Annotated in this window: 23 protein-coding genes; 9 read left to right on the forward strand and 14 right to left on the reverse strand. The window is 67.0% G+C overall.

Annotation, left to right across the window (positions count from 1 at the left end):
- Positions 1-5: 5 nt before the first annotated feature.
- From G3N97_RS20710 to G3N97_RS20720, 3 genes are all read right to left on the reverse strand, one after another.
- Complete coding sequence (locus tag G3N97_RS20710; RefSeq protein WP_205994878.1) at positions 6-707, reverse strand: DUF484 family protein; 702 nt, start codon at positions 705-707, stop codon at positions 6-8.
- Positions 708-838: 131 nt separating this feature from the next.
- A complete protein-coding gene (gene dapF / locus G3N97_RS20715) occupies positions 839-1705 on the reverse strand; it encodes a diaminopimelate epimerase (RefSeq protein WP_065061887.1) in 867 nt (288 codons plus the stop codon).
- 60 nt (positions 1706-1765) lie between these two features.
- Positions 1766-2653 carry a lipid A biosynthesis lauroyl acyltransferase gene (locus G3N97_RS20720; RefSeq protein WP_065061889.1) on the reverse strand — a complete coding sequence of 296 codons (888 nt, stop codon included), beginning with the start codon at positions 2651-2653 and terminating at the stop codon, positions 1766-1768.
- Between the two features lie 268 nt (positions 2654-2921).
- Here G3N97_RS20720 and metK point away from each other — a divergent pair, with 268 nt between their 5' ends.
- On the forward strand, positions 2922-4109 hold the full coding sequence (gene metK / locus G3N97_RS20725) for a methionine adenosyltransferase (protein WP_065061891.1): 1188 nt from the start codon (positions 2922-2924) through the stop codon (positions 4107-4109).
- A gap of 104 nt (positions 4110-4213) precedes the next feature.
- Here the strand turns inward: metK and G3N97_RS20730 are convergent, their stop codons facing one another.
- Entirely contained in the window at positions 4214-4570 is a 357-nt protein-coding gene (locus G3N97_RS20730; RefSeq protein WP_205994879.1) for a hypothetical protein, read from the reverse strand.
- A gap of 569 nt (positions 4571-5139) precedes the next feature.
- On the opposite strand from G3N97_RS20730, the gene G3N97_RS20735 reads away from it, so the two are divergent.
- Positions 5140-5904, forward strand: a complete 765-nt coding sequence (locus G3N97_RS20735) for a phytanoyl-CoA dioxygenase family protein (protein WP_205994880.1) — start codon at positions 5140-5142, stop codon at positions 5902-5904.
- A gap of 99 nt (positions 5905-6003) precedes the next feature.
- Here G3N97_RS20735 and G3N97_RS20740 read toward each other — a convergent pair whose 3' ends face one another.
- Positions 6004-6210, reverse strand: a complete 207-nt coding sequence (locus G3N97_RS20740) for a DUF3185 family protein (RefSeq protein WP_205994881.1) — start codon at positions 6208-6210, stop codon at positions 6004-6006.
- A gap of 228 nt (positions 6211-6438) precedes the next feature.
- On the opposite strand from G3N97_RS20740, the gene mgrA reads away from it, so the two are divergent.
- Together mgrA and G3N97_RS20750 are read left to right on the forward strand one after the other, a co-directional pair.
- Complete coding sequence (gene mgrA / locus G3N97_RS20745) at positions 6439-7482, forward strand: L-glyceraldehyde 3-phosphate reductase (RefSeq protein WP_065061899.1); 1044 nt, start codon at positions 6439-6441, stop codon at positions 7480-7482.
- 188 nt (positions 7483-7670) lie between these two features.
- Complete coding sequence (locus tag G3N97_RS20750) at positions 7671-8732, forward strand: fatty acid desaturase (protein WP_205994882.1); 1062 nt, start codon at positions 7671-7673, stop codon at positions 8730-8732.
- A 174-nt stretch (positions 8733-8906) separates the two neighbouring features.
- On the opposite strand, the gene G3N97_RS20755 is transcribed toward G3N97_RS20750, so the two are convergent.
- The 5 genes from G3N97_RS20755 to G3N97_RS20775 all read right to left on the reverse strand — a co-directional run bounded on the left by G3N97_RS20755 (position 8907) and on the right by G3N97_RS20775 (position 16786).
- Entirely contained in the window at positions 8907-9092 is a 186-nt protein-coding gene (locus G3N97_RS20755) for a hypothetical protein (RefSeq protein WP_205994883.1), read from the reverse strand.
- Positions 9093-9398: 306 nt separating this feature from the next.
- Entirely contained in the window at positions 9399-10667 is a 1269-nt protein-coding gene (locus G3N97_RS20760) for an MFS transporter (RefSeq protein ID WP_205994884.1), read from the reverse strand.
- A gap of 108 nt (positions 10668-10775) precedes the next feature.
- Positions 10776-12362, reverse strand: coding sequence for an efflux transporter outer membrane subunit (locus tag G3N97_RS20765; RefSeq protein WP_205994885.1), 1587 nt, complete (start codon positions 12360-12362; stop codon positions 10776-10778).
- Positions 12359-13576 (reverse strand): efflux RND transporter periplasmic adaptor subunit, encoded by a 1218-nt coding sequence (locus G3N97_RS20770; protein WP_205994886.1) that lies wholly within the window; start codon positions 13574-13576, stop codon positions 12359-12361. The genes G3N97_RS20765 and G3N97_RS20770 overlap by 4 nt, the downstream gene beginning before the upstream one ends.
- A 36-nt stretch (positions 13577-13612) precedes the next feature.
- Positions 13613-16786 carry an efflux RND transporter permease subunit gene (locus G3N97_RS20775; protein ID WP_205994887.1) on the reverse strand — a complete coding sequence of 1058 codons (3174 nt, stop codon included), beginning with the start codon at positions 16784-16786 and terminating at the stop codon, positions 13613-13615.
- A gap of 769 nt (positions 16787-17555) precedes the next feature.
- Here G3N97_RS20775 and G3N97_RS20780 point away from each other — a divergent pair.
- The gene (locus G3N97_RS20780) at positions 17556-17768 is read left to right on the forward strand and encodes a hypothetical protein (RefSeq protein WP_205994888.1); all 213 of its coding nucleotides are present in this window, start codon (positions 17556-17558) and stop codon (positions 17766-17768) included.
- 261 nt (positions 17769-18029) lie between these two features.
- Positions 18030-19082 carry a serine/threonine protein kinase gene (locus G3N97_RS20785; protein ID WP_205994889.1) on the forward strand — a complete coding sequence of 351 codons (1053 nt, stop codon included), beginning with the start codon at positions 18030-18032 and terminating at the stop codon, positions 19080-19082.
- A 9-nt stretch (positions 19083-19091) separates the two neighbouring features.
- On the opposite strand, the gene G3N97_RS20790 is transcribed toward G3N97_RS20785, so the two are convergent.
- Positions 19092-21050 carry a DUF3857 and transglutaminase domain-containing protein gene (locus G3N97_RS20790; RefSeq protein WP_205994890.1) on the reverse strand — a complete coding sequence of 653 codons (1959 nt, stop codon included), beginning with the start codon at positions 21048-21050 and terminating at the stop codon, positions 19092-19094.
- Between the two features lie 282 nt (positions 21051-21332).
- On the opposite strand from G3N97_RS20790, the gene G3N97_RS20795 reads away from it, so the two are divergent.
- The 3 genes from G3N97_RS20795 to G3N97_RS20805 all read left to right on the forward strand — a co-directional run bounded on the left by G3N97_RS20795 (position 21333) and on the right by G3N97_RS20805 (position 23989).
- Positions 21333-22094, forward strand: a complete 762-nt coding sequence (locus G3N97_RS20795) for a PepSY-associated TM helix domain-containing protein (RefSeq protein ID WP_346778097.1) — start codon at positions 21333-21335, stop codon at positions 22092-22094.
- Positions 22095-22438: 344 nt separating this feature from the next.
- Positions 22439-23842, forward strand: coding sequence for an OFA family MFS transporter (locus G3N97_RS20800; RefSeq protein WP_065061913.1), 1404 nt, complete (start codon positions 22439-22441; stop codon positions 23840-23842).
- A gap of 12 nt (positions 23843-23854) precedes the next feature.
- A complete protein-coding gene (locus G3N97_RS20805; protein ID WP_065061915.1) occupies positions 23855-23989 on the forward strand; it encodes a DUF1145 domain-containing protein in 135 nt (44 codons plus the stop codon).
- 183 nt (positions 23990-24172) lie between these two features.
- Here the strand turns inward: G3N97_RS20805 and G3N97_RS20810 are convergent, their stop codons facing one another.
- The 3 genes from G3N97_RS20810 to G3N97_RS20820 all read right to left on the reverse strand — a co-directional run.
- Entirely contained in the window at positions 24173-25192 is a 1020-nt protein-coding gene (locus G3N97_RS20810; RefSeq protein WP_205994892.1) for an XdhC family protein, read from the reverse strand.
- Positions 25165-25767, reverse strand: coding sequence for a carbon monoxide dehydrogenase subunit G (locus tag G3N97_RS20815; protein ID WP_205994893.1), 603 nt, complete (start codon positions 25765-25767; stop codon positions 25165-25167). The genes G3N97_RS20810 and G3N97_RS20815 overlap by 28 nt, the downstream gene beginning before the upstream one ends.
- The coding region (locus G3N97_RS20820) for a VWA domain-containing protein (protein WP_205994894.1) at positions 25758-26555 on the reverse strand (798 nt) is incomplete at its 5' end. The genes G3N97_RS20815 and G3N97_RS20820, both read right to left, overlap by 10 nt.

The following is a 26555-nucleotide window of genomic DNA, read 5'->3' on the forward strand; positions in this document are numbered from 1 at the left end:
TTGCGTCAATGCGGCAGCAGGCGCGAGAGCGCCGCGCTCGCGAGCGTGCCGATCTGGCGCAGGAAATCGGTGGCCATGCCGTCGTGGAAGCGGCGCGGATCGGGCGAGCCGAGCACGATCAGACCGAACGCTTCGCCGCTCGGATCGGCTTCCTCGTCGTTCGCACGGCGGCGCAGCGCGACGATCGCGACCGATTGCGTCGGCTGCTCCTCGCCTTCGGCGCCCGGCGCGGCGGCGAGCCACTGCGCGGCTTCGAAGCCGGTGTTCGCGCCGCAATACGGCACGTCGAGGCTGTTGGCGAACAGGCGCACTTCCTCGCCCGTGTGCTTCGCGAAGTCCGCTTGCGCATAGGCGTCGGCGACGTCCCAGACGCGCAGCGCCGCGAGCGGCACGTCGAATTCGTCGCGCAATTGCCCGGCGATCGTGCGCGGCAGCGCATGCGGATCGCGCTCGGCGACGACCTGCGAAGTCCAGCGCACGAAGCGCGCGGCGATGCTGTCGTTTTCGTGGCCGTAGCGCAGCAACTCGGCGAGGCGCAGTTCGAGGTGCTTGTTCTTTTCGCGCAGCATTTCCATCTGGCGCTCCTGCAGCGACACGGCAGCCTTGCCGTGCGGATTGCCGAGCTTGATCGTCGCCAGCAGTTCGGCGTGCTCGACGAAGAAATCGGGGTGGGCGAGCAGGTAGTCGGCGACTTCGCGATCGTTCATGTTGTAGACGCTTTCGGTGAAGAAGCGGCGCGCGGCGGCGCGCCATGCGTGATGCGATGCTGCGGTGCTTCTGATGTGTACTGCCGATGGGTGTTGCGTGTGCCGCTGTGGCTCGGGCGGGCCGAGCCGGTTCAGACCGTCAGCTCGATCTCGCCTTCGAAGACGGTCGTGGCCGGACCGGCCATGAACAGTGACGCGTTTTCGTCGCGCGCGCCGTCCCAGTCGATCGTGAGCGTGCCGCCGTGCGTGTGCACCTTCACGGGCGTATCGAGCAGGCCGCGGCGAATGCCCGCTGCCACCGCCGCGCACGCACCCGTGCCGCACGCGAGCGTTTCGCCCGCGCTGCGCTCGAACACGCGCAGACGCACTTCGGTGCGCGACACGATTTCCATGAAACCGGCGTTGACCTTGTTCGGAAAGCGCGCATGCGTTTCGACGAGCGGGCCTTCGGTGAGCACCGGATACGCCTCGACGTCATCGACGACCTGCACCGCATGCGGATTACCCATCGACACGGCCGAGATCCAGCGCGTCTCGCCATTCACGTCGATCGGCCAGAGCGTGTCGTTGCCTTCGCGGCGGCCTTCGAGACCGCTCGCGTCGAACGGCAGACGCGCCGGTTCGAACACCGGGCTGCCCATATCGACCACGACTTCGCCGTTCGGCTGCATGGCGGGCGAGATGATGCCGTTCTGCACCTGCACGCGGATGCGGTCCGCCGTGGTGAGCTTGCGATCGCGCACGAATTTCACGAAGCAGCGCGCGCCGTTGCCGCAGTGCTCGACCTCGCCGCCGTCGCAATTGAAGATGCGATAGCGGAAGTCGACGCCGTCGACCGTCGGCTTCTCGACCAGCAGCAACTGATCGGCGCCGACGCCGAAGTGGCGGTCGGCGAGCGCGCGCACGCGCTCGGGCGTGAGCGCGAGGTCTTCGCTGTAGCCGTCGAGCACGACGAAGTCGTTGCCCGCGCCGTGCATCTTGGTGAATTTGAGTTTCATGCCGTTATTGTAAGCGACGCGCGGACCCGCGCCCGCGCGCTTTCAGTCGTGGCGAGACGCTTACGAGTAGACGCTCGGTTCGCCGGGCGGCCGCGTCTTGAAGCGCTTGTGCACCCAGTAGTACTGCTCGGGAATGCGCGGAATCTGCTCTTCGAGGAAGGCGTTCATGCGGCGTGCGTCTTCTTCGTCGTTGCCGGTCGGGTAATTGTCCCAAGGTTTGAAGATCTTCAGCCGATAACCCTTGTAATTGGGCAGCACCTCGCCGATGAACGGCACGACCTGCGCATGGCCCACTTTCGCGAGACGCCCGACCGCCGTGAGCGTGCACGCGGGCACGCCGAAGAAGGGCACGAAGGTGGAATTGCGCATGCCGTAGTCCATGTCGGCGCCGAGCATCACGGGCTTGCGGTCGCGCAGCCAGCGCAGCACGGCGCGCGCGCTGTCCGCGCGGCTGACCATTTCGGCGCCGAAGCGGCTGCGGCCGGCCTTCGCGGCGGCTTCGAACTCGGGGTTCGAGAACGGCTGATACAGCGAGCCGCACGGGCGATGCAGCGAGTAGTTCAGGAACATCGAACCCGCTTCGATCCCCACGAAATGCAGGCCAAGGAACAGCGTGGGCGGCAGATCGGGATCGGTGAGATCGACTTCGCTGTCGAGCTGGATGAGCTTTTCGAGCTTCTTCGCCGAGCCGAACCACTGCACGCTGCGCTCCATATAGCTGCGGATGGCCTGGCGGAAATGCTTGCCGGCCACGTCCTCGCGCTTCTCGTCGCTCCACTCGGGGAAGCACAGGCGCAGATTGGTGTGCACGACGCGCTTGCGGCGGCTCGGGATCTGATAAAGCAGCCAGCCGAGGCCGTCGCCGAGGCGCGCGACGAAGCCATAGGGCAAGATCGCGAACAGCTTGAGCAGGCCGATGGCGAAACGGGAGCCTAGCTTGCCGAGCATGATGCGGCTCCCAAGACTGGCGGAAACGAACTGGAGAAGGCGATTGACAACACGCGCGGCGACTCTGCGACAAATTAGGGAAGTCGCTATAATACGGGCTTCGCCGAGTTAACTGACAACTTGCGGGGCGAAGCCGGTTTGCCGCACATCGTTCTTTTCGACCGATCTGCAGGCGCGCCGGTCCGGTAATCCGCTAAAGCGTCGCCGCTTCGAGGCCCGAAGCTGGCAACGTGAGTACCACCGTCACCAGCTACAAGGAGCCTTACACGTGGCAAACGATTATTTCTTCACCTCCGAATCCGTTTCGGAAGGCCATCCGGACAAGGTCGCCGACCAGATCTCGGACGCGATCCTCGACGCCATCCTTACGCAAGACAAATACTCGCGCGTTGCAGCGGAAACGCTCTGCAACACGGGTCTCGTCGTGCTCGCCGGTGAAATCACCACCACGGCCAACGTCGATTACATCCAGGTCGCGCGCGACACGATCAAGCGCATCGGCTACGACAACACCGACTACGGCATCGACTACCGCGGCTGCGCAGTGCTCGTCGCCTACGACAAGCAGTCGCCGGACATCGCCCAGGGCGTGGACCGCGCGCACGACAACAACCTCGATCAAGGCGCGGGCGACCAGGGCCTGATGTTCGGTTATGCGTGCGACGAAACGCCCGAGCTGATGCCGCTGCCGATCCACCTTTCGCACCGTCTGGTCGAGCGCCAGTCGAACCTGCGCCGCGACGGCCGTCTGCCCTGGCTGCGTCCGGACGCGAAGTCGCAGGTCACCGTGCGCTACGTCGACGGCAAGCCGCACGCGATCGACACGGTCGTGCTGTCCACGCAGCACTCGCCGGACATCGACCTCGGCACGCTGCGCGAAGCCGTGATCGAAGAAGTCATCAAGCCGGTCCTGCCGGCCGATCTGATCAAGGGCGACATCAAGTTCCTCGTGAACCCGACCGGCCGTTTCGTGATCGGTGGCCCGCAAGGCGACTGCGGTCTCACGGGCCGCAAGATCATCGTCGACACGTACGGCGGCGCAGCTCCGCACGGCGGCGGCGCGTTCTCGGGCAAGGATCCGTCGAAGGTCGACCGTTCGGCTGCCTACGCCGGCCGTTACGTCGCGAAGAACATCGTGGCCGCCGGCCTCGCCTCGCGCTGCCTGATCCAGGTCTCGTACGCGATCGGCGTGGCCGAGCCGACCTCGGTCATGGTCAACACGTTCGGCACCGGCAAGGTTTCGGACGCGACCATCACGAAGCTCGTGCGCGAACACTTCGACCTGCGTCCGAAGGGCATCATCCAGATGCTCGACCTGCTGCGTCCGATCTACGAAAAGACCGCTGCTTACGGCCACTTCGGCCGCGAAGAGCCGGAATTCTCGTGGGAAGCCACCGACAAGGCGCTCGCGCTGGCTGAAGCCGCCGGCACGGAACCCGTCGTCGCGCTGGCGTAAGCACGCTGCGCCGTTCGATGCCGCACAAGCGGCGTCGCACGCGCCATGAAAAACCCCGCAGGGCTCGCGCCCGTGCGGGGTTTTGTTTTTCTGCGCGTGTCTTTTTAACGCATCGCGAAGCCGAACCAGCCTTCGCTGCTCGCGCCCATGCGGCGCGGCCGGCGCGTGTTGCGCGCCGTGTGGACGGTCGAGGGCGCGGCGAGCGTGCGCAGCGTCGTGTTCGGACGATAGAGCAGCGTGCGCAGCGAGAAGTGGCGCGAACCGGCGCGCTGACGCAGCACCGAGAAGAACGCGTGGAACCAGGCGCGCATGCCGTCGACGGGACGCGCTTCACGCACGTGCTGGGCGAGTGCGCGCGTGCGTGCGGCGTGATGGCGCAGCGCGCGGACGACATGACGGCGGGGGCGCGCGGCCTTCAGTGCGGCGCGAGTCATACGGCGAGTATCAAAAAGGGTTTGCATGGCGTGTGCGGAATCGGGTTCGGTGTGCGCCTCGCGCGACGTGATGCTTCGAGCACCAAACGTGCCTGTTTGCAGGGAAGTCACGATAGCGGAATTCGCGCGGCGAGACGCTGGGCGTGCGCAAGGCGAAGGAATGAGCGCGGGGATCGGCCCGAAGAGGCGAGCGCCTTGCTGGGCAAGGTCTGGCTGGCGGTCCGTCCGCGCATTGGAGGTGAAGTGCGATGAAACTGCATGCGCGCAGACTACACGCGAATCGTGACGCCAGAAAGTCGGTTAATACCCGCGTGTGCTCAATAAAGAAGCATGTCATTGCGCCCTTTGTCGCCATCGCGGTGCGCGTGCGCCATCGGCGTGCTCGAGATGGGTTCGTTGTCGGCGTGGGCTTTCGCACGCACTCATATCATCCGGATGGCTAACGCTTGCCTCCGCCCGAGCCCGCACGCTTTACAATCGAGCGAACGGCGCAGGCTCGGGCAAACAGGCCTCGGGGCGCCGCTGCTGCGCGCCTCGCGCGTCATCGGAGCCGCTTCGGTGCGCAGCCTTCGCAGGCCTCGAATAACGGAAGTCTCATGTCAGTTCAGTCAAAGAAAGAACAGGTGCAGGCGCTGCGCGAGCGCGGTTTCGTGGTCGTGCCGGGCCTCGTCGCGCCCGAGCGTTGCGACGAGATCAAGCGCACCGCGCAGGAGCAGTTGAAGGCGGCGCAGGCGCCGGTCGAATTCGAAGCCGACCTGCGTTATCCTGGCGCGCCGGACTCGAAAGACGCGCCGGGCGGCCATACAGTGCGGCGTCTGCTCGACGCTTATGGGCGTGATCCGCAATTCGCTTCGTGGGCCACGTCGCCGGAAATCGCGGGCTGGATGGAGCTGTATTTCGGCGAGGAGCCGATGCTCTCGCGCGTGCATCACAACTGCATGATGACCAAGCATCCCGCGTACGGTAGCCTCACGGGCTGGCATCGCGACGTGCGCTACTGGTCGTTCGAACGCGACGACCTCGTTTCCGTGTGGCTCGCGCTCGGGCCGGAAACGGTCGAGAACGGCGGCCTGTGGTTCGTGCCGGGTTCGCATACGGCGCCGTTCACGTCGTCGAGCTTCGACGCCGCCAAGTTCTTCCGCTCCGACGTGCCCGAGAATCAGGCGTGGATCGAGCAGGCCATTTCGCCCACGCTGCAGAAGGGCGACGTGGTGTTCTTCCACTGCAACACGCTGCATTCGGCCGGCCAGAACCAGAGCAACGACGTGAAGTTCTCGCTCGTCTACACCTACCACGGCGCGAGCAACGTGCCGCTGCCGGGTTCGCGCTCGGCCTCGAAACCCGAGGTCAAGCTGGTTTGACGATGCAGGATCGACGATAAAGGGCGCGTGCGTCACGCATCGCGCCCGTCGTGCAACAGACGTGCCGCCGATGTGAAGCCGATCTAAAGCGCGATGCGCCTAGCGGCGGCGGCCGCTGAATGCGAGACCGGTGATGCCCGCAATGGTCGCGGCCACGCCGGCCACGATCAGCGTCATCGTGCGGTCGGTGGGCGCGCCCGTCACGAGGCGCGAAACGTCGTTCGAGAACGAGTGAAATGACTGGCCGCCGAAGTAGAGCAGCGCCACGCCGCAGGCGATCAGCGCGAACGAAACCGCTTTCATCATAAGAGACCTCCCGGGGTTGGACGGACGCCGCAGTGTAGGCGAGCCGAGCTTTGGCGTCCATGTTCGCATCCCACATGATGGGCCTCTGCACGCATCGCGCGGATTGGCTAACATGGCAGCCCGCGCGGCGCATCGAGCGGGCGCAAACCGCTGCTGTAGCGGCATTTGCGTGTATCGGGCGCCGCCGCCGGACTTCCTGAAAACCTGTTCTCGTCGAGGATTCAAACGATGGCCTACGAAGCAGCTGCTGAACGCTATTCGGAGATGCAATACCGCTTTTGCGGCAAGTCGGGACTCAAGCTGCCGGCGCTCTCGCTCGGCCTGTGGCACAACTTCGGCGACACCACGCCGATTTCGACGCAGCGTGACATCCTGCGCACGGCCTTCGATCTCGGCATCACGCACTTCGACCTCGCGAACAATTACGGCCCGCCGTACGGCAGCGCCGAAACCAATTTCGGCCGTATTTTCAAGGACGATTTCCGTCCGTACCGCGACGAGCTGCTGATCTCGTCGAAGGCCGGCTGGGACATGTGGCCGGGTCCGTACGGCCAGGGCGGCGGCTCGCGCAAGTACGTGCTCGCGAGCCTCGACCAGAGCCTGCAGCGCATGGGCCTCGATTACGTCGACATCTTCTACTCGCACCGTTTCGACGTGGAAACGCCGCTCGAAGAAACCGCCGGCGCGCTCGCCACGGCCGTGCAGCAGGGCAAGGCGCTGTACGTGGGCATCTCGTCGTATTCGGCGCAGAAAACGCGTGAAATGGCGAAGTTGCTGGCCGAGTACAAGGTCCCGCTGCTGATCCATCAGCCGTCGTACAACCTGCTCAACCGCTGGATCGAGCACGATCTGCTCGACACGCTCGAAGACATCGGCACGGGCAGCATCGCGTTCACGCCGCTCGCGCAGGGTCTGCTCACGAACAAGTATCTGAACGGCGTGCCCGAAGACGCGCGCGTGAACCGTCCGGGCGGCGGTTCGCTCAAGAGCGAGCATCTGAGCGCGCAGAACATCGAGCACGTGCGCAAGCTCAACGAACTCGCGCAGCGTCGCGGCCAGAGCCTCGCGCAGATGGCGATCGCCTGGACGCTGCGTGGCGGCCGCGTGACCTCGGCGCTGATCGGCGCGAGCCGCGCGGAGCAGGTGCGCGAGAACGTGGCGGCGCTGAAGAACATCGAGTTTTCGGCGGAAGAGCTGGCCGAGATCGATCGTTTCGCGACCGAAGGCGGCGTGAATCTGTGGGAAAAGCCGTCGACCGATCAGCACATCTGATCGCGCGCGTCCGGTGTGCGGACGCGTGAAGATGGACGCCCGACGCCTCGCTTCATGCGAGGCGTTTTTTATTCGGCATCAACGTTGTAATGCGCGGTGACAGGCCTTGCGACGCCGAAGGCTGCGCGTCCTGGGCCTGTCACGGAGCGCTGCTAACGTCGCGGCAGTCTTTGCACTGAGGATTGCCGATGGAGTCGACGAGCGCCGTACGTACCCTGGGCGAGGCAGCATCCGCGCCGCCTGCCGCCGCGCCGCGCGCGTCCGCCGGCACGGCAAGCCGACGCACCCCCGATCTGCGCGCCAACACCGCGCTCATCGCCGTCGCCACGCTCGCGCTTGCGTATCAACTGTTTGGTTTGCCGCTGCTGCTGCGCGCGGCGGGCGGGCCGACTTTCGCGCTGATGGCGTCGCTCGTGCCGGTCGTGCTCGCCACGCCGATCCACTGGGGTTTGATCCACGAAGGCATACACGGACAACTGCTGCGCTCGCGGCGCGCGAACGAAATCGTCGCGCGGCTGCTGGCCATCGGCATGGCGATGCCATTCGACGCCGTGCGTTTCGGACACCTGATGCATCACCGTTTCACGCGCGAGGCGTTCGATCGGCCCGACGTCGACGATGCACACGGTCCGCGCTGGCTGCGCCGCCTCACGTGGTACGTGCGGCTGCTCGGCGGTCTGTATGTGGGCGAACTGCTGGTGCCGCTGCTCGCGTTCCTGCCGCTGCGGCTCGCGCGCACGCTCGTCGCGCGCGGCGTGGGCACGCCCGGCGAACGCGCGAGCGCCGAGGACGTCCAGGTGCAGCGTCTCTTCGTGAATCACGCGACCGATCCGCAAAAGCGCCATCGCGCGCGGCGCGACTGGCTTTGCTCGCTGGCGCTCTATGCGTGCGCGTTCGCGCTGTACGGGAAGGCGTGGCCGGTGCTGGTCGCGGCGATGTTCGCGCGCGGCTTGTGGCTCTCGCTCGCGGATAACCTGCCGCATTACGGCGTCGCGCTCGACGAACCGGGCCGCTCGCGCGACTTTCGGGTGCCGCGCGTGATCGGCTTGATGCTGATGAATCATCATCTGCATCGGCAACATCATCTGTATCCGACGCTGCCGTGGGTCGCGCTGCCCGCACTCGTCGCCGACGATGACGAAGCGGGCGATCCTGACGCGTCCGCATCAACGCGCGAGGCGTACTGGCGCGCGGCCGCGCGTCAGCTCAAGGGGTTGCAGCCGGGTGTGGGGGAGTGCGGTATGCGCTGAAACGCGCGGCACGACAAAGCGTCCGCGCACGATAGCGCGGCTGCATGCGCCCGAATGCACTCAAGCTGCACTCAAGCGCACGTCAGCACGCCAGCCAGGAATCAAACCAGCACGCAGACGACGCGGAACCCCCAAACATCCGCATCGCCCTCACGTCGCGCGCCGCCTGAATCGCTACATCAGCGCGGGCAGCGTTTCGACCAGCGCGACCGCGACCAGGGCGCCGATCAGCGCGCCGATCACGCGCAAGCTGTTGTGCCGGAATTCGGTCGCGCAGGGCAAGGCGCCGAGAAAGAGCGCGCCGGCAAGGGCCATCGGGATGATCATCACGAAATCGCCGATCGTGAAATATCCTTCCATGCTCGTCTCCTTTTTTCGTGGGGCGGCAGGCGCGGCGCGTTCAAGCAAGCTTTCTTCTATCGCACGGCGTGCGGCGCTGCGGCTGCGGGCCTGAATCGAGTATAGGTGAGGCTTGCAAACGAGACGCCTCGCGCGCGATCCGTTGGTGCGCCGCCGCACGACCGCGCAGGCCCGCGTGGCGGGACTCCGCGGCGTCGCGGCGAACGCGGTGCGGTGCGTGCGCGCAGCGTCGTCAGGTTACGAACAGCTTTCGATTCGATGCATGGCGCTTCGAATGCCGCCGTGAATGCACGCCTGGATGCAACCTCAAGCCGCGCCTTCGCGTTCCCGCGCGCGCAGCATGCTCGCCAGCGCCAGTCCGGCCACCAGCAGCACGGCGACCAGACCCGCGACGCCGCCCCAGCCCCAACCGGCCCAGAAGTGGCCGCCGACCGAACCCATGATGCTCGAACCCAGGTAATAGGCCAGCAAGTAGAGTGCCGCCGCCTGGCCCTTGGCTTCGCGCGCGAGCCGGCCGACCCAGCCGCTTGCGACCGCGTGGCCCGCGAAGAAGCCGATCGTCAGGCACGCGATGCCCGCGGCGATCGCGTAGAGCGGCGTGAACATCGTCAGCGCGACGCCCGCGAGCATCAGCGCGAGGCTCGCGATCAGCACGCGTCCGCGACCGAAGGTGTCGGCCATGCGGCCCGACCACGGCGAGGCCACCACGCCGGTCAGATAGACGAGGAAGATCGCGCCGATGGCCGCCTGGCTCATGCTGTACGGCGGCGCGATCAGCCGGTAGCCGATGTAGTTGTAGAGCGTGACGAAGCTGCCCATCAGCACGAAACCCATCACGAACAGCACGGGCAGGCCGGGCCGTCCGAAGTGGCGGATGAGCGCCGCGCGGTGATGCGAGAAGCCGAGCCCGCGTTTGGGCACGAAATGGCGCGACGGCGGCAGCAGCGAGCGGAACGCGAACATCGAGCAGAGCCCCAGCACGCCGATCACGGCCACGGCCACGCGCCAGCCGAACAGGTCGGTGCAGATGCCGGTGATCACGCGTCCGGCCATGCCGCCGATCGCGGTGCCGCCGACGTAGAGACCCATCGAAAGGCCGAGGCCCTCGGGATGCATTTCCTCGGCGAGCCAGGCCATCGCGACCGCGGGCACGCCGCCGAGCGCGATGCCTTCGAGCGTGCGCAGCACCAGCAATGTTTCCCAGTGGGGCACGAACGCGACGGCGAGCGTCAGTAGCGACGAGGCCGTGAGCGAGGCCGTCATCATGGCGCGTCGGCTCCAGCCTTCGGAGAAGAAGCCCGCGACGAAGATCGCGCCCGCGAGCGCGGCGGTCGAAAACGAGAGCGAAAGGCTGCTTTGCGCGGGGCTCACGCCGAACGTCTGCGAGAACGCGGGCAGGAGCGGCTGGACGCAGTAGAGCAGCGAAAACGTGGCGTAGCCCGCGAACAGCAGCGCGAGACTCGCGCGCCAGAAGGCGGGGCTGCCGCGCTCGATATAGGGAAGGGTCGCGCTCGGGGAAGCGGCGGAAGCGCTGCTGGGCGCGGTCTTGCGGTCGGCGCCCGGTGATGCGGTCACGACTGGAACTCCTTGCGGAAAATGGCAAAGGCGCAACGATACGCCTGTTGCACGATCCGTGCCGCGTGGATTGGCAGCGCGCGGCGCGTTTTGCGTTCCGCGACAGCGTCAGTTGTGCGAAGGAGCGGAAGAAGCAGAGGAAGAAGCGGCGTCGCTGGTTGCGTGAGCAACCGAAGCCGACGCCGACTTCGGCGCGCTTCCATCGACCGAATCCAGCGCCGCCGCGCTCCATCCGCCGCCGAGCGCCTTCACGAGCGCGACGCTCGCCGCGAGCCGCCGCCGCGCGATCGTCACCGCCTGGCGCTCGTTGGACAGCGTCGTGGTCTGCGCGACCACCACATCGAGATACGTGATCGCGCCGTTCTTGTAGCGATCCTCGACGATCGCCAGCGTGCGCTTCGCGGCGTCCACCGCGCGATCCTGCGCCACGGCTTCCTGTTCGAGCACGCGCAGCGCCGCGAGGTTGTCCTCGACCTGGCCGAACGCGTCGAGCACGGTTTGCCGATACTCCGCGACGCTGGCGTCGTACTGCGCGCGCGCCTCGTTGCGCACCGCCTCGCGTCCGCCGAAGTCGAGCAGCGTGCCCGCGAGCGCCGGGCCGAGCGACCAGAAACGCGCGGGCGCGACGAGCCACTGGCTGTAGTTCGTCGCCTCCAGACCGCCCGTGACCGCGAGCATCAGGCTCGGGAAGAACGCCGCCGTGGCCACGCCGACCTGCGCATTGGCGGCGGCCACGCGTCGCTCGGCGGCGGCGATGTCGGGGCGGCGCTCCAGCAGCGTCGACGGCACGCCGGGCAGCGAGGCGAACGGTTGCGCCGAGAGCGGCGCGCCGGGCAGCACGGCGAGCGTGAACGTGGAAGGCGGCTGTCCCGTGAGAATCGCGATGGCGTGTTCGAGCTGCGCGCGCTGCACGCCGAGATCGATCGCCTGCGCCTCGGTGGTCTGCAATTGCGTCTGCGCCTGGCCGACATCGGCGTCGGTGGCGATGCCGCCGTCGTAGCGATGCTGCGTAAGCGCGAGCGACTCGCGATAGGCGGCGAGCGTGTCGTCGAGCAACTGGCGCTCGCGGTCGATGCCGCGCAGTTCGAAGTAATCGGTCGCGAGTTCGGCCTGCATCGAGAGCAGCACGGCCTGCATGTCGGCGGCGCTCGCCTGCGCGTTGGCGCGCGCGCTTTCGACGCTGCGCGCGACGCGTCCCCAGACGTCGGGTTCCCAGGTGGCGTCGAGGCCCGCGCTGTAGTCGTTGATCGTGTGCCCGGCCTTCGAGGTGTACGCGACGTTCTCCGAGGTGCGCGTGCGCGAGAAATCGCCGCCCGCGGTCACGACCGGGAAGAAGCTGGAGCGCTGCTGCGCGACGTTCGCGCGCGCCGCACGAAAGCGCGCCTGCGCGGCCTGCACGTTCTGGTTCGCTTCGGCGACGCGGGCTTCCAGCGCGTCGAGTTCGGTGTCGCCGTAGATCCGCCACCACGCGCCGCGCGGCGCGACGTCGGCGGGCTGCGCGAGCGTCCAGCCGGTATCGTCGAGTGCTTTTGCGGAGGCTTCCGCGTTGGTTTCCGCGGCAGCTTCCTTGTACGTGGCGGCGACCTGCGCCGTCGGCCGCACGTAGTCGGGCCCGACCTTGCAGCCGGCGACGAGCGCGCTCACGCTGGCTACGCACGCGGCCCGCGCGGCGAGATCGAGAAAGCGCCGCGTCATGATCCCTCCGACTCCGAACCGGCGGGCGCGGCTTTCTTCGCGTTCGGCTCGACGATGCGCACCGGCGCGCCGTCGACGATCGAATCCTGCGGATTGACGATCACGCGCGCCTGCGCGTCGAGTCCGTCGGCGATGGCCACGCGCGTGCCGAAGTCGGTGCCGAGCGTCACCTTCACGAGCTTCACGCGCTCGTTCGCATCGACGGTCGCGACCATCACGCCGTGCGGCCGGAACAGGAACGCATTGCCGGGCAGCGTGAGCGGCGTCGCCGCGCCGTCGAGCGCGAAATGCACCTGCGCATAGGCGCCTGGCAGCAGCGCGCCGTCGGTGTTGTTCACGTCGACTTCGACGAGCATCGTGCGCTGCTGCGGATCGACCGCGCCCGCCGTGCGCGCGATCACGCCCGGATAGCGCGCGCCCTGCGTTTCGTTGAGCGTGAGATATGCGTGCGCGCCGGGCCGGATCTGCTGCGCGTACGCTTGCGGCACGTTCGCATAGACGCGCAGCCGGTCGGCCTGCGCCACATGAAACAGCTCCTTTTGCGGACCGCCCGAACTGCCCGCGTCGATCAGCGCGCCGACGTCCACGTTGCGCGCCGTGACGATGCCGTCGAACGGCGAGGTCACGCGCTGATACGACTGCAACTGCGTGAGCCGCGACACGTTGAAACGCGCCGCGTCCAGCGTGGCTTTCTTCGCGAGCATGTCGCCGACCTTCTCGTCGGTTTCCTGCTTCGAAACCGAGCGGTTTTGCAGCATCTGTGTCCAGCGGTCGGCGGTGGTTTTCGCGAGCGCGTAGTTGGCTTCGGCGTTCGCGAGATCGGCGCGCGCGGCGCGCAACTGATCGTCGACTTCGGGCGCGTCGATTTCCGCGAGCAGCTGACCCGCCTTCACATGCGCGCCGATATCGACGTACCACTTGCGCAGATAGCCGTTGGTGCGCGCGTAAATGGGCGTGTCGAGAAAGGCCTGCACGTTGCCCGGCAACACGAGATCGAGCGCGCGTTGCGAACGCTGCGGCGTCACCACCTGCACGCTCAGCACGCTCGCGCGCTGCGCATCCTGTGCGAGCGCCGCGTGCGCGCTGTGGCGCGACCAGATGCCTTGCGCCGCGAGCGCGATCACGACGAGCGCGGCGACGGCCAGCGGCCAGCGGCGCGCGCGACGATGTTCGCGAGGTTCACGAGAATCGGGAGGCGGCGCTTCAGCGTGCATGATCGGTCGGCGTGAAAGTGAGAAGGGAAGAGATCGTCATGGTTTCGGTACGACGTGTTCGATGGCGCGCTGGCGGCGCGCGGCGAGCTTGCGATAGACGAGCGAGAACACCACGGGCACGAACACCAGCGTCGCGAGCGTGCCCACGAGCAGGCCGCCGATCACGGCGCGCCCGAGCGGCGCGTTCTGTTCGCCGCCTTCGCCGAGCCCGAGCGCCATCGGCACCATGCCGATCACCATCGCGAGCGCGGTCATCAGCACGGGACGAAAGCGCGTGAAGCCCGCTTCGATGGCGGCGCGCGCGGCGTCGCCATGTTCGCGCAACTGCTCGCGCGCGAAGCTGATGACGAGAATCGAATTCGCGGTGGCGATGCCGATACACATGATCGCGCCCGTGAGCGCGGGAATGGAGAGCGTGGTGTGCGTGAGGAACAGCATCCAGACGATGCCCGCGAGCGCGCCCGGCAGCGCCGTGATGATGATGAACGGATCGAGCCACGACTGGAAATTCACCACGATCAGCAGATAGACGAGCACGATCGCGAACACGAGTCCGCCGAACAATCCCGAGAACGAGTCGTTCATCGTCTGCACCTGGCCGCGCAACTCGATGGCCGAGCCTTTGGGCAACTGGGCGCGCGAGTCGTCGATGATCCTGCGGATGTCGTCGGAGACCGCGCCGAGATCGCGACCGTCGGCGCTGCCGTAAATATCGATGGCGGTCTGCGCGTTGTAGTGCGAGACCACGGCCTCGCCGGCCTCGCGCTGCATGCTCGCGAGCGAGCCGAGAATATTGCTGCGGCCGTTCGCGGTGAGCGGAATGTTGGCGAGCGACTGCAGCGAATCGATCGTGTATTGCGGCGCTTCCGTGACCACGTTGTAGCTCACGCCGTTCATCGGATTGAGCCAGAACGTGGGCGTGGTCTGCTGGCTGCCCGAGAGCGTGATGAGCAGATCGCTCGCGATGTCCTTCTGCGTGAAGCCCGCCTGTTGCGCGCGCGTGCGATCGACGTCGATGAAGATGCGCGGCAGGTCGGCGGGCTGCTGGATGCGCGCGTCGGCGAGACCGGGCACGGTGCGCAGCTTCGCGAGCAGATGCGCGGCGAAGGCGCGGTTGGCGGTGGTGTTGCGGCCCGTGATCTGCACGTCGATGGGCGCGGGCATGCCGAAGTTCAGCGTCTGGCTCACGATATCGGCGGGCAGGAAGGCGAACTGCACGCCGGGGAATTCGTCGTTGAGCGTGCGGCGCAAGCTGCGCACGTAATCCGCGGTCGGATGATGGTCTTCGTTCAGCGAGATCAGCACGTCGGCGTCCGAGGTGCCGATGGTGCCGGTGTTGCTGTACGAGAGATTGATGCCCGAGACCGGCAGGCCGATGTTGTCGATGATCGAATGCAGCTCGCGCGCGGGAATCAGCGCGCGGATGCGCGCGTCGACGCGGTCGGTGAGCACCGCCGTTTCTTCCACGCGCATGCCGGTCTTCGCGCGCAGATGCAGCGCGATGGTGCCCGCATCGACTTGCGGAAAGAAGTCGCGGCCGAGGAAAGGCATCAGCAGCAGCGAGGCGCCGCAGCAGGCCAGAAAGAGCGTGACGAAACCCACCGGATGCGCGACGCGCGCCGCGAGAAACGCGCGATAACGCACGCGCGTGCGCTCGAAGCCGCGTTCGAACGCGAGGTGCACGCGCATGAACGGATTGCGCGTGGTTTCGTGATGAAGGTCCGCGCTCTTGTGATGGCGCAGCAGGTATTTCGCGAGCGTCGGCACCAGCGTGCGCGAGAAGAAGTACGAGGCGAGCATCGCGAACACCACGGCTTCCGCGAGCGGAATGAACAGATAGTGCGCGACGCCTGTGAGCAGGAACATCGGCACGAACACGATGCAGATCGAGAGCGTGGACACCAGCGTGGGAATCGCGATCTGATGCGCGCCGTCGAGAATCGCCTGTTCGAGCGTCTTGCCCTGTTCGAGTTGCTGGCTGATGTTTTCGATCGCGACCGTTGCGTCGTCAACGAGAATGCCGACGGCGAGTGCGAGGCCGCCGAGCGTCATGATGTTGATGGTTTCGCCGAGCGCCGCGAGCGCGATGATCGAGGTGATCATCGAGAGCGGAATCGACACGGCGATGATGAGCGTCGCGCGCCAGTTGCCGAGAAACAGCAGGATCATCAGCGCGGTAAGCGCGGCGGCGATCAGCGCTTCGCGCAGCACGCCCTTGATCGAGGCGCGCACGAACAGCGACTGGTCCGCGACCGGATCGATGTTCAGCGACGACGGCACGAGGTTGCGCAGTTGCGGCATCATCGCCTTGATGCGGTCGACGATGTCGAGCGTCGAGGTGTTGCCGCTCTTGTTGATGGTGAGCAGCGCGGCGCGCTGGCCGTCCACGCGCACGATGTTGGTCTGCGGCACGAAGCCGTCGCGCACGTGCGCCACGTCGCGAATGTAGACCGTGCCGTTCGCCGTGGTTTTCACGGGGATGTCGTTGAGGCCCGCGATGGTGTCGGGGCTCGCGTTCATCAGCACCGAATACTCGGTCGCGCCGATCTTCGCGGTACCCGACGGCAGAATCAGATTCTGCGCGCTGATCGCGCTCACGACGTCCATCGGCGAGAGATTGTGCTGCTGCAATTCGCGCTGGTCGATGTCGACCATGATCTGCCGCTGCTTGCCGCCATAGGGCAGTGGCGCGCTCGCGCCCGGCACGGTGGCGAGCTGCGTCTTGAGGAAGTTGTTGCCGTAGTCGAACAGTTCCTGCTCGGTGAGCTGCTGCGACGACAGCGAGAGCCGCAGGATCGGCACGGTCGAAGCGTTGTAGCGCAGGATGTTCGGCGGCGTGATGCCGGGCGGCAACTGGCGCAGTTGCGTCTGCGAGAGCGCGGTGACTTCGGCGAGCGCTTCCTGCACGTTCGCGTGCGGCTGGAAGAAGATCTTCACGATCGCGATGCCGTTGAGCGACGTCGATTCGGTGTGCTCGATGTCGTTCACGGCCACGGACAGCCCGCGTTCGTAGTTGAGCGCGATGCGCCGCGACATCTCGTCGGCGGGCAGGCCCGTGTAGGTCCAGATGACCGAGAGCACGGGAATGTCGATGTTCGGGAAGATGTCCGTGGGCGTGCGCACGATCGTCAGCGGCCCGACGATCAACAGCAGCAACGCGAGCACGACGAACGTATACGGGCGCTTGAGTGCGAGCCGGACGATCCACATGGAACAGCGATTCCTTCGCTCAGGGCGATGCGCCGCGCCGATGCGCGCGCAGCACGCGCGCCGTTCCCGGACGGCTTGTGTTTATCTGGTGGTGGTCCGATCGCTATCGGGGGTGGTCGGTGGCGGCTCGCCCGTGCGGCGCGCCGTTTGTCTCCTTGGGACTGGACTATAGCGCCTGCGCGCGCCCGTGTGCACCCGTGTTGCAGCCTTGCTGCACGTGTGTTGCAACGGTTTCGGCCGCTCGCGTGGGTGTCCGTTCGCGTGGATGTGTGCGCTGGCGCACCTGGCGTGCTGGACGCGAGAGGGCGAAAAGTCGGGCGCCGGTTCACCATCTGGTACAGTCAGCGTCTCGTAAGTGGCGCGAGCGACGCAATCGCGCAACGCGAGGCGGTTTTCGCGGCCCGGCTGGATTCGCCGAACAGCGCCACGGAATACGCTGTATTCGACGCTGCACGAAGGCGCGCGGCGTGCGAAAGTAACAGCATGCCCGTCTGTGGCGGGCTTTGCCATTGTTCGTCCCCCCTATTTTTTTGCTTTGCGGGCGTGCCCAAACAGGCAACAATGGGGAAACCGGTTGGCCCGAAACGCGCTTGCACAGGGAATCCGAAGCTGCAGGCCGTGGTAATCGCAATCGTGCATGCAGCTGTGCACGCGGGCCGTCGGCGCAGGTTGGATGCATGCGCAACCTGGTGGTGTGCGCAGCGGTTTTTGTCAGTACAGTGACCGGTCTTTCCTGCGAGAAAGCCGGCAATGGGAACGGGGAAACATCATGCAAATCGGTTCTATCGTCCGCACCGTCCATATCGCCGTGCCCAACGGGGCGCGCGGCATCGTGCAACGTATTCTCGGCGACATGGCCATGGTCACGTGGTACACCGGCGAGCCCGGCGCGTCGAAAGAGCTCAATACCGAGCCCTTTTTTCTCGAAGACCTGATCGACACGGGCGAGCACGTCATGCCCGCCGGCGCGAAAGTCCACTGAGCGCCACTGCGCCTCGCGGGCCGATCCCCGGCCCGCCTGCGTGTGTCGGTCGCTGTCTGCCGCTGTCTACCTCTGCCTGCGCGTGTTCCACGCGCGATCCACGAAGCGGGGCTCGCCCCCGCTGTCTGCCTGACTGCCCGGTTTAACGTTTGACTGCGCGTTTGGCTGCGTGTCTGACTGCGCGGCCGCGTTCCGCCTGACCCCCGCCTGACCTCACGTTTGCGGCTCGCCGCCGCGCTCCGCAAGATGCACAATGCGGGGATGAACGACGATACCTCCTTCCCCTCCGACGAGCCGCAGCCGGCGGATTCGACCGATGCGGCCCAATCGGCACCTTACGCGCGCCTGACGCCCGAGTGCGTGCTCGACGCCGTCGACAGCGTGCTGATGCCCGCGGGCGAGCGCACCGATGGCCGCATGCTCGCGCTCAACAGCTACGAAAACCGCGTCTATCAGGTCGGCGTCGAAGACGCGCAGCCGCTGGTCGTGAAGTTCTACCGGCCGCAGCGCTGGAGCGACGAAGCGATTCTGGAGGAGCACGCCTTCGTGGCCGAACTCGCCGCGCGCGAGATTCCGGCCGTGCCGGCGCGCGTGCTGGAAGGCCGTTCGCTGCATGAATTCGAGGGTTTTCGCTTCGCGCTGTTCGAACGGCGCGGCGGCCGCGCGCCCGAACTCGACCGCAGCGACGTGCTCGAATGGATCGGCCGATTCATCGGACGGATTCACGCCGTGGGCGCGACGCAGCCGTATCGCGCGCGGCCGTCCATCGACATTCAAAGCTACGGCTACGAGCCGCGCGACTGGCTGATCGAGCACGACTTCGTGCCCGCCGACGTGCGCAGCGCGTGGCAGACTGCGATCGGGCTCGCGCTCGAAGGCGTCGAAGCGGCGTTCGAGCGCGCGGGCGATGTGCGCCAGTTGCGTCTGCATGGCGACTGCCATCCGAGCAACGTGCTCTGGACCGACGCCGGCCCGCATTTCGTCGACTTCGACGACAGTCGCATGGGTCCCGCCGTGCAGGATCTGTGGCTGCTGCTGCCCGGCGACCGCGAAGGCGCGTCGCGCGCGCTCGCCGATCTGCTGGCGGGCTACGAAGATTTCAGCGAATTCGATCCGCGCGAACTGCATCTGATCGAAGCGCTGCGCACGCTGCGCCTCATCCACTACTCGGCGTGGCTCGCGCGCCGCTGGCACGATCCCGCGTTCCCGGCCGCGTTTCCGTGGTTCAACACGCAGCGCTACTGGGAAGAGCGCATTCTCGAATTGCGCGAGCAGATCGGCGCGATGCAGGAAGGGCCGCTCTGGCCGGTGTGACGATCACGCCTAGTCCGCGCCCGTTTCGGGCACCAGCAAGGGCTTCGACGCGGGCTTCACGATCAACTGCGCGCGCAGGTCGCGCGCCATCGTCTCGAAGGCCGGGCGCATCTGCGTGAAGTCGTCGGCGCTGCAGACGTCGCTCGCAAAATGCGTGCGTCCGGTGCGCGTCACGCGCAACACGTTCGCCTGCGCGTCGAGCCGATACTCCGAGCTGTAATCGACGAAAGCGTTGTCGGCCTGCTGCGGCGACGGCACGTCGAGCACGCGCAGGCTCGCGGGCAGCGCAATGCGCGCGCGCTCGGTTATCTCCACGTTGCGGCACACGAACGGCTGCGTGCGGCGCGTCTCGCCGAGCCAGTAGCGCAGATTCGCGTCGAGCCCGCCCACGAGGCTCGTGAGCGTCGGCACCGGCGTGGTCATCTGCGGATCGACGAAACCGTCCAGCGTGCCAGTGAGCGTGACGACGAGCGGCCCGCCCGTCGCGTCCAGCGGACTCGATGCGAGCGTGGCGCTGCCGCGCAGATTCGCGTTGCGCAATTCCCATTGCAGCGATTCCTCGCGTTGCGCGGGCGTTTGCAGCCGCAGCACGCTGCGCGTCTGCTCGGCGGCCCAGCCTTCCGATTGCAGGCGATAGACGAAGCGCGCCGAGCCGTCGGCCGCGACGGTGATGTCGAGATCGCTGTCGCGCGTGGTGGTGGCGGTCGCGGGCGTGCTCATCAGCGAGCCGTCGCCGGCCAGCACGGTCTGGCGGTTCATGTCGGTCGACGGCAGATAGCCGAACTCGACGTTGCTCGCGGTGGAGTCGGCGAACATCTGCAGGCCGGGCAGCCACGTGATGACGTGATTGATCACGCCGAAGCCGGGCACGGCGGGCAGCGTGTAGACCGTGCCGCTGTTGAGGAGCGCCGGCGTGTTGCGCACGCCCACGGCGTCGAGCAGCGCGCCGTAGAGCGCGACGTGGTCCTTGCAGTCGCCGTAGCGGTTCGCGAGCACGTCGCTCACGCGATGCGGCACGATCTCCCCGCGTCCGATGTTCATCGCCACGTAGCGGATATTGCGGCGCACCCAGTCGTACAGCGTTTGCGCTTTCGCGCGTTCGGTGGCGTCGCGCGCGGTGAGCGTGCGCGCGAGCTGCACGACGGCGGGGTCGCGCGCGCTCACGTCGACGGCGGCGTCGCGATAGACGCGCGCGAACGCCGCGTAGTCGGGGAAAGTGGAGACCATCAGCCGGTCGCCGTAGCTTACGTAGGAAACCGAACCATATTCGAGGCGGCCGAAATTGCGCTTGTCGTAGCGGAATTCGTAGCGCGTGCGGCCGTGCGCGGTGACGGGGGCGATCGACGTGAAACCGCGCGCGTCGGCGTAGAGCGGCACGTTCGCGGGCAGGTCGTAGATCACGCGGAAGTTGTGCGTGGGCGCCATGTCGGGCGGCGTGAAGTCGCTGAACCAGCCGGGCACGAGCGGTACGCGCTGCGTCTTGCGCCAGGTGAGATGCACGCGCGCGCCGGGCTCGACGGCGGGGAACACGATCACCTTGTCCTGCACGTCCTGGAACATCGGCGCGTCGAACGAGCGCACTTCCTGGACGTCGCGAATCTGGTCGGGACGCACGTCGTGGCGGCCGCCGCGGGCGTCCTCGGTCCAGGCGTCGAGAATTTCGACGTGCGCCATCTCGCGGTTGAACCACACGTAGTACTGGCCCGCGCGCGCGATGCCCGCTTCGGTGTTCACGCGCAGCGTGAGCGTGTCGGTCTTGGTGTAGGAGCCGTCGGCGTTGATCGTGAAGGTCTGGGTTTCCGCCTCGTTGGTGTAGGGCGCCTGCTCGGCGGCGTCGGATGCAGCGATGGTTGCCACGTTCGCGACCGCCGCACTCGCGGCCGGTTCGAACGGCGAGCGCAATTCGGCCGCGCGCGCGCCGCCGGGCGCCGCGAGCAGGGCAAGGCAAACAACGAGGACGTAGCGCATGGCGGCCTTCTGGGGGCTTCGCTGCGGTTGATGGGGGAATGCGGGGTCGATCTTGTTCGTCGCCTGCTTTCTGTACTTTTGCGCCGGCCATGCGCGTTTTAGCGCCATCCCCTCACTTAAAAGTCATGCTATTCGCTTGTCAAGCGCCGCCGCCGTTCCAGCGTGCGGACGACCGCACGGCGGGTTTCGCGGCGGCCCGGCTTTCGAATATGTAATAATAACTATTCTCATTTGTAAGCTTGGCTGCGGCGCATGGCGCGGCGCCGTGTCTGGAGTTCTCCCGTGAATGCCCGTCTCGACGAGATCGCGATCGAATCGCCTTCCGCCCGCAATGCCGCCAATCCGTCCGCTGATGCGTCCGCTAATGCGTCAGACGGTGTGTCCACCAGACCGCTCGACGCCGCCGATCGCGCCGCGCGCCGACAGCGCTCGCGCCGCGCGACCTTCATCAAATGGCTGCGCAAGGTGCACGGCTGGGTGGGTCTGTGGGGCGCGGTGCTCGGTCTGCTGTTCGGCGTGACCGGTTTCCTGCTCAACCATCGCGCGGGGCCGATGAAGATTTCGTCGGGCGCGCCGCAGGTCAAGGAGATGCAGGTGGCGCTGCCCGAGGAGCGGCCGCAGTCGCCCCAGGCGCTCGCGCACTGGCTGCAGCGCGAACTCGCCTTCGACGGCAAGCCCGGCAAGATCCGCCGCGAGAAGGCGCATCCGGTTGCGTGGGGCGACCGCAGCGTGGTGCAGCCCGAATCGTGGCAATTCGCGCTGATGGGGCCGCGCCAGAGCCTCGCCGTCGAGTACTGGGTGGGCAACAACACGGTCTCGGTGCGGCGCACGCAGAGCGCCTTCTTCGCCACGCTCAACAATCTGCATCGCGGCGTGGGCATGGGTATCGGCTGGGTGCTGCTGATGGACACCATCGCGGGCAGCCTGATCCTGCTCTCGCTGACGGGCGTGCTGCTGTGGACCGAGCTGAACAAGCGCCGCACGATCGGCGTGGTGCTGGTTGCCGGATCGGTGGCCGCCGCCTTCGCCGTCGGGTTGCTTTGACGCCACGCCTCGCTAACGATTTACCCTGAGCCGCGCGATCGACGCGCGGCGCAAATATCGCGCGGCTCCCTTTCGCAGAGCCGCCGTCAAGCGCTTTTCTTCGCTCTCCTGTCCTCTGTCATGGACCGCTTCGGTCCATATGCACTTCTGTCTCATATTGCCAACACTCGCGCCGGGCACTAACGTTCGGGCGTGCCGAGCTTTCGGCATGTAAGCGCTTCGTGTGCGCACGCAGGAAAACCATCGCTACGGGGACCCATTCAGCGATTGCCGGCCGCCTTCGAGGCGGCGACGGCACGTGCGCGCACGGCATGACGGATTTAGCTTCCCAAGGAGACCGACCAATGAGCAGCGTTGCGGATTCGACGCGCGGCACCGCACCCGCACCCTTCTTCTCTAAGGAGGCCACCATTGCACCGCCCGGCTTTTCGCGCTGGATGGTGCCGCCCGCCGCGCTCGCGGTGCATCTGTGCATCGGCCAGGCGTACGCCTTTTCGGTGTTCAACTCGCCGCTGACGAAAGTGATCGGCGTGACGCAGTCGTCGCCTGACGACTGGACGCTCACCTCGCTCGGCTGGATCTTCTCGCTCGCGATCGTGTTCCTCGGCCTGTCCGCCGCGTTCGGCGGCAAGTGGCTCGAACGCGTCGGCCCGCGCCGCACGATGTTCACGGCGGCCTGCTGCTTCGGCGGCGGCTTCCTGGTATCGGCGCTCGGCGTGTATCTGCATCAGATCGTGCTGCTGTATCTCGGCTATGGCGTGATCGGCGGCATCGGGCTGGGCCTCGGTTATGTCTCGCCGGTTTCGACGCTGATCCGCTGGTTCCCGGACCGCCGCGGCATGGCGACCGGCCTCGCGATCATGGGCTTCGGCGGCGGCGCGATGATCGCCGCACCGCTCTCCGTGATGCTGATGAAGCACTTCTCGAGCGACACGAGCGTCGGCGTCGCGCAGACCTTCGTGGTGCTGGGCATCGCCTATTTCATCTCGATGACGATCGGCTCGATCGCGATCCGCGTGCCCGCGCCGGGCTGGCAGCCCGCAGGCTGGACGCCGCCCGCGACCAGCGGCAAGCTCGTTTCGCGCTCGCACGTGCATATCGACCAGGCGCTCAAGACGCCGCAGTTCTACCTGATCTGGCTGGTGCTGTTCCTGAACGTGACGGCCGGCATCGGCATTCTCGGCCAGGCGTCGGTGATGATCCAGGAAAGCTTCAAGGACACCGTGACGGCGGGCGCCGCAGCGGGCTTCGTCGGCCTGCTCTCGCTCTTCAACATGGGCGGACGCTTCGTCTGGGCCTCGGCGTCGGACTGGGTCGGCCGCAAGAACACGTACTTCATCTTCTTCGTGTTCGGCGCGGTGCTGTACTACGCGGTGCCGCAGTTCGCGCAGAGCGGCAACATCGTGTTCTTCGTGCTCGCGTACTGCCTGATCCTCTCGATGTACGGCGGCGGTTTCTCGACCGTGCCCGCGTATCTCGCGGACATGTTCGGCACGGCGTTTGTCGGCGGCATTCACGGCCGTCTGCTGACCGCGTGGGCGGCGGCTGGCGTGGCGGGTCCGGTGCTCGTGAACTACGTGCGCGCGTATCAGGTCGCGCACGGCGTGGCGAAGGCCGATGCCTACACGATGACCGTGCACATCATGGCCTCGCTGCTGGTGGTCGGTTTCATCTGCAATCTGCTGGTGCGCCGCGTCGACGAGAAGCATCACATGAGCGACGCGCAACTCGCGGCCGCCGGTAAATAAGGAGCGACCATCATGACGAATGCAGCCGTGCAAACCACGAAGTCCTCGAACAAGGCGCTGATGGCGGTGTTCTGGCTTTACGTGCTGGTGCCGCTCGTGTGGGGCGTGACGAACACGCTCGCGCAGGCGATGAAGCTGTTCGGCTAAGCCGCCAATCGGCCTGGTTTAGCGACAAGACAACGATGACAAGCGCCCGCCGAGGGCGCGCAATCCGCAGTACCCTGCAGCATCCTACGGGCCGCCGGCGCAAGCCGCGGCCCGTTTTTCATGCGCGCGCCGCGGCGTCGCGCGAGCCGCATTGAGCCGAACGCGGCCGCAACCGCGAGCACTTCACACGTGACACGAACCGGCACTCGCGGCCTGCTCGCGCGCGGCCTTCGCGCCTTCGACCTGCAGGATCGTCGGCAGCGAGACGCCGTTCTTCGCCGCCGTGACTTCCGCGAGAATCGACACGGCGATTTCGGGCGGCGTGCGGCTGCCGATGTAGATGCCCACCGGCCCGTGCAGCCGCGCGAGTTCCGCCTCGCTCAGATCGAATTCCTTGAGCCGCTCGCGCCGCGCCGCGTTGTTGCGCCGCGAGCCGAGCGCGCCCACGTAGAACGCCGGCGTTTTGAGCGCTTCCATCAGCGCGAGATCGTCGAGCTTCGGGTCGTGCGTGAGCGCGATCACGGCGCAGCGCTCATCGAGCTTCATGTCGATCACAGTGTCGTCGGGCATGGTGCGCACGAGCGTCGTGCCGGGCACGTCCCAGACGTCGGTGTATTCCTCGCGCGGATCGCACACGGTCACCTGATAGTCGAGCCCCACGGCGATCTGGCAGAGATAGCGCGACAGCTGCCCCGCGCCGATCACCAGCATGCGATAGCGCGGGCCGTGAATGGTCAGCAGGCGGCGCTCGTCGAAATCGATGCCGTCGGTCGCGCTCGCCGGACCGAGCGTGGCCTGGCCGCTCGCGATGTCGAGCGTGCGCGCGACGAGTTCGCCGCGCTCCACCGCGTCGAGCAGCGCGCGGATGCCCGAGGCCGCGCTGAGCGGTTCGAGCACGAGCTGGATCGTGCCGCCGCAGGGCAGGCCGAAGCGATGCGCTTCTTCGGCGCTGATGCCGTATTTCACGGCTTCGGGTTTGACGATGTGGATGCCTTCGCGGCGCACGCGCTCGATCAGATCGTCCTCGATGCAGCCGCCGGAGACCGAGCCGGCCACGAGGCCGTCGTCGCGCACGACGAGCATCGCGCCCTCGGGACGCGGCGACGAGCCCCACGTTTTCACCACCGTCACCAGCAACGCGCGATGGCCTTCGTCGAGCCAGCGCACGCTGGATTTCAGGACTTCGAGATCCACGCTGTCCATGATCGTTTCCTCTTTTGCGATTCGTCGCCGGTCGCCGCGGTGTCGTCGGCGCTCGCGGCTGGCGGGTCGGTTGCTGCGCTGTCGTTCGCGTTTTCGTTCTCGCTGCCGGCGGTTTGCGCCGCGTCGCTCGCTTCGGCGCCGAACTGCTCGCCGAAGCGCTTGAAGAACTCGGCGGCGATCTTGCGCGCCGCGCCGTCGACGAGCCGCGAGCCGATCTGCGCGAGCTTGCCGCCGACCTGCGCGCGGGCGGTGTAGCTGAGCGTCGTGGCGTCGTCGCCGGCCGCTTCGAGCGTCACGCGCGCGTCGCCCTTGCCGAAACCCGCCGCGCCGCCCTGGCCTTCGAACTGGATCGTGTAGCTGCGCGGCGCGTCGATATCGGCGAGTTGCATGCGGCCTTTGAAGCGCGCCTTCACCGGCCCGACAGCGGCGGTCAGCGCGACAGCATACGCGTTTTCGCCGTCGGGCTCGATGCTCTCGCAGCCCGGGATGCACGCCTTGAGGATGGCCGTGTCGTTGAGCGCTTCCCACGCGCGCTGCTGCGGCACCGGCAGCGTGTGGGTTTCGGTCAGCTCCATCGTGTGGCTCCTTGATGTGGCGCGCGCGGCGGCGGCGTCTCGCGCAGGCTGCGCCCGAGCGCTTCGAGGCAGTCGAGGTTGTGGACCGGATAGTGCGCGTCGACGTGCGGCAGCATCGCCTGCACGCCGCGCGCCTTCGGTGCGAAATCGCGGTAACGCAGCAGCGGATTGAGCCACACGACGCGATGCGCGAAGCGGTGCAGGCGCGCCATTTCGTCGTCGAGCGCGGCGGTGGCGTCGTGGTCGAGGCCGTCGGTGACCATCAGCACGGTGGCGCGGCCGCCGAGCATGCGGCGCGCCCAGCGCCGGTTGAATTCCGCGAGCGTCGCGCCGATGCGCGTGCCGCCCGACCAGTCCGCCACCTGCGCGGCGAGTTGCGCGAGCGCGATGTCGGGATCGCGTTCGCGCAGCGCGCGCGTGGCGTAGGTGAGGCGCGTGCCGAACAGGAACACCTGCAGACGTTCGCGCGATTGCAGCAGCGCGTGGCAGAAGTACAGCACAGCGCGCGAGTAGGCGCTCATCGACCCGGAGATGTCGAGCAGCAGCACGAGCGGCAGCTTGCGCTCGACGGGCGCGCGGTATTTCCACACCGTCCAGTCGCCGCCCGCGCGCACCGCATGACGCGCGCTCGCGCGCAGATTGGCGTGCGTGCCGCGCGACGAGGTCTTCAGACGCCGCGTGCGCTCGGTCGCGAGCGGCAGTCGGCGCGCGCGGATCAGATGGCGCAGCGTGCGCCATTCGTCGGCGGTGAGCGTGTCGAAGTCGCGCTGACGCAGGCGCTCCTCGGC

This window comes from Paraburkholderia sp. Ac-20347, assembly GCF_017104805.1.
In the GTDB taxonomy this organism is placed as follows: Bacteria; Pseudomonadota; Gammaproteobacteria; order Burkholderiales; family Burkholderiaceae; genus Paraburkholderia; species Paraburkholderia tropica.

What these genes read in the sequence shown, in the direction of transcription:
- G3N97_RS20710 (WP_205994878.1), bottom strand. Translation starts at nt 707, where the DNA reads ATGAACGATCGCGAAGTCGCCGACTACCTGCTCGCCCACCCCGATTTC.
- dapF (WP_065061887.1), bottom strand. Translation starts at nt 1,705, where the DNA reads ATGAAACTCAAATTCACCAAGATGCACGGCGCGGGCAACGACTTCGTC.
- G3N97_RS20720 (WP_065061889.1), bottom strand. Translation starts at nt 2,653, where the DNA reads ATGCTCGGCAAGCTAGGCTCCCGTTTCGCCATCGGCCTGCTCAAGCTG.
- G3N97_RS20730 (WP_205994879.1), bottom strand. Translation starts at nt 4,570, where the DNA reads ATGCAAACCCTTTTTGATACTCGCCGTATGACTCGCGCCGCACTGAAG.
- G3N97_RS20735 (WP_205994880.1), top strand. Translation starts at nt 5,140, where the DNA reads ATGTCAGTTCAGTCAAAGAAAGAACAGGTGCAGGCGCTGCGCGAGCGC.
- G3N97_RS20740 (WP_205994881.1), bottom strand. Translation starts at nt 6,210, where the DNA reads ATGATGAAAGCGGTTTCGTTCGCGCTGATCGCCTGCGGCGTGGCGCTG.
- mgrA (WP_065061899.1), top strand. Translation starts at nt 6,439, where the DNA reads ATGGCCTACGAAGCAGCTGCTGAACGCTATTCGGAGATGCAATACCGC.
- G3N97_RS20750 (WP_205994882.1), top strand. Translation starts at nt 7,671, where the DNA reads ATGGAGTCGACGAGCGCCGTACGTACCCTGGGCGAGGCAGCATCCGCG.
- G3N97_RS20755 (WP_205994883.1), bottom strand. Translation starts at nt 9,092, where the DNA reads ATGGAAGGATATTTCACGATCGGCGATTTCGTGATGATCATCCCGATG.
- G3N97_RS20765 (WP_205994885.1), bottom strand. Translation starts at nt 12,362, where the DNA reads ATGACGCGGCGCTTTCTCGATCTCGCCGCGCGGGCCGCGTGCGTAGCC.
- G3N97_RS20770 (WP_205994886.1), bottom strand. Translation starts at nt 13,576, where the DNA reads ATGCACGCTGAAGCGCCGCCTCCCGATTCTCGTGAACCTCGCGAACAT.
- G3N97_RS20775 (WP_205994887.1), bottom strand. Translation starts at nt 16,786, where the DNA reads ATGTGGATCGTCCGGCTCGCACTCAAGCGCCCGTATACGTTCGTCGTG.
- G3N97_RS20780 (WP_205994888.1), top strand. Translation starts at nt 17,556, where the DNA reads ATGCAAATCGGTTCTATCGTCCGCACCGTCCATATCGCCGTGCCCAAC.
- G3N97_RS20785 (WP_205994889.1), top strand. Translation starts at nt 18,030, where the DNA reads ATGAACGACGATACCTCCTTCCCCTCCGACGAGCCGCAGCCGGCGGAT.
- G3N97_RS20790 (WP_205994890.1), bottom strand. Translation starts at nt 21,050, where the DNA reads ATGCGCTACGTCCTCGTTGTTTGCCTTGCCCTGCTCGCGGCGCCCGGC.
- G3N97_RS20800 (WP_065061913.1), top strand. Translation starts at nt 22,439, where the DNA reads ATGAGCAGCGTTGCGGATTCGACGCGCGGCACCGCACCCGCACCCTTC.
- G3N97_RS20805 (WP_065061915.1), top strand. Translation starts at nt 23,855, where the DNA reads ATGACGAATGCAGCCGTGCAAACCACGAAGTCCTCGAACAAGGCGCTG.
- G3N97_RS20810 (WP_205994892.1), bottom strand. Translation starts at nt 25,192, where the DNA reads ATGGACAGCGTGGATCTCGAAGTCCTGAAATCCAGCGTGCGCTGGCTC.
- G3N97_RS20815 (WP_205994893.1), bottom strand. Translation starts at nt 25,767, where the DNA reads ATGGAGCTGACCGAAACCCACACGCTGCCGGTGCCGCAGCAGCGCGCG.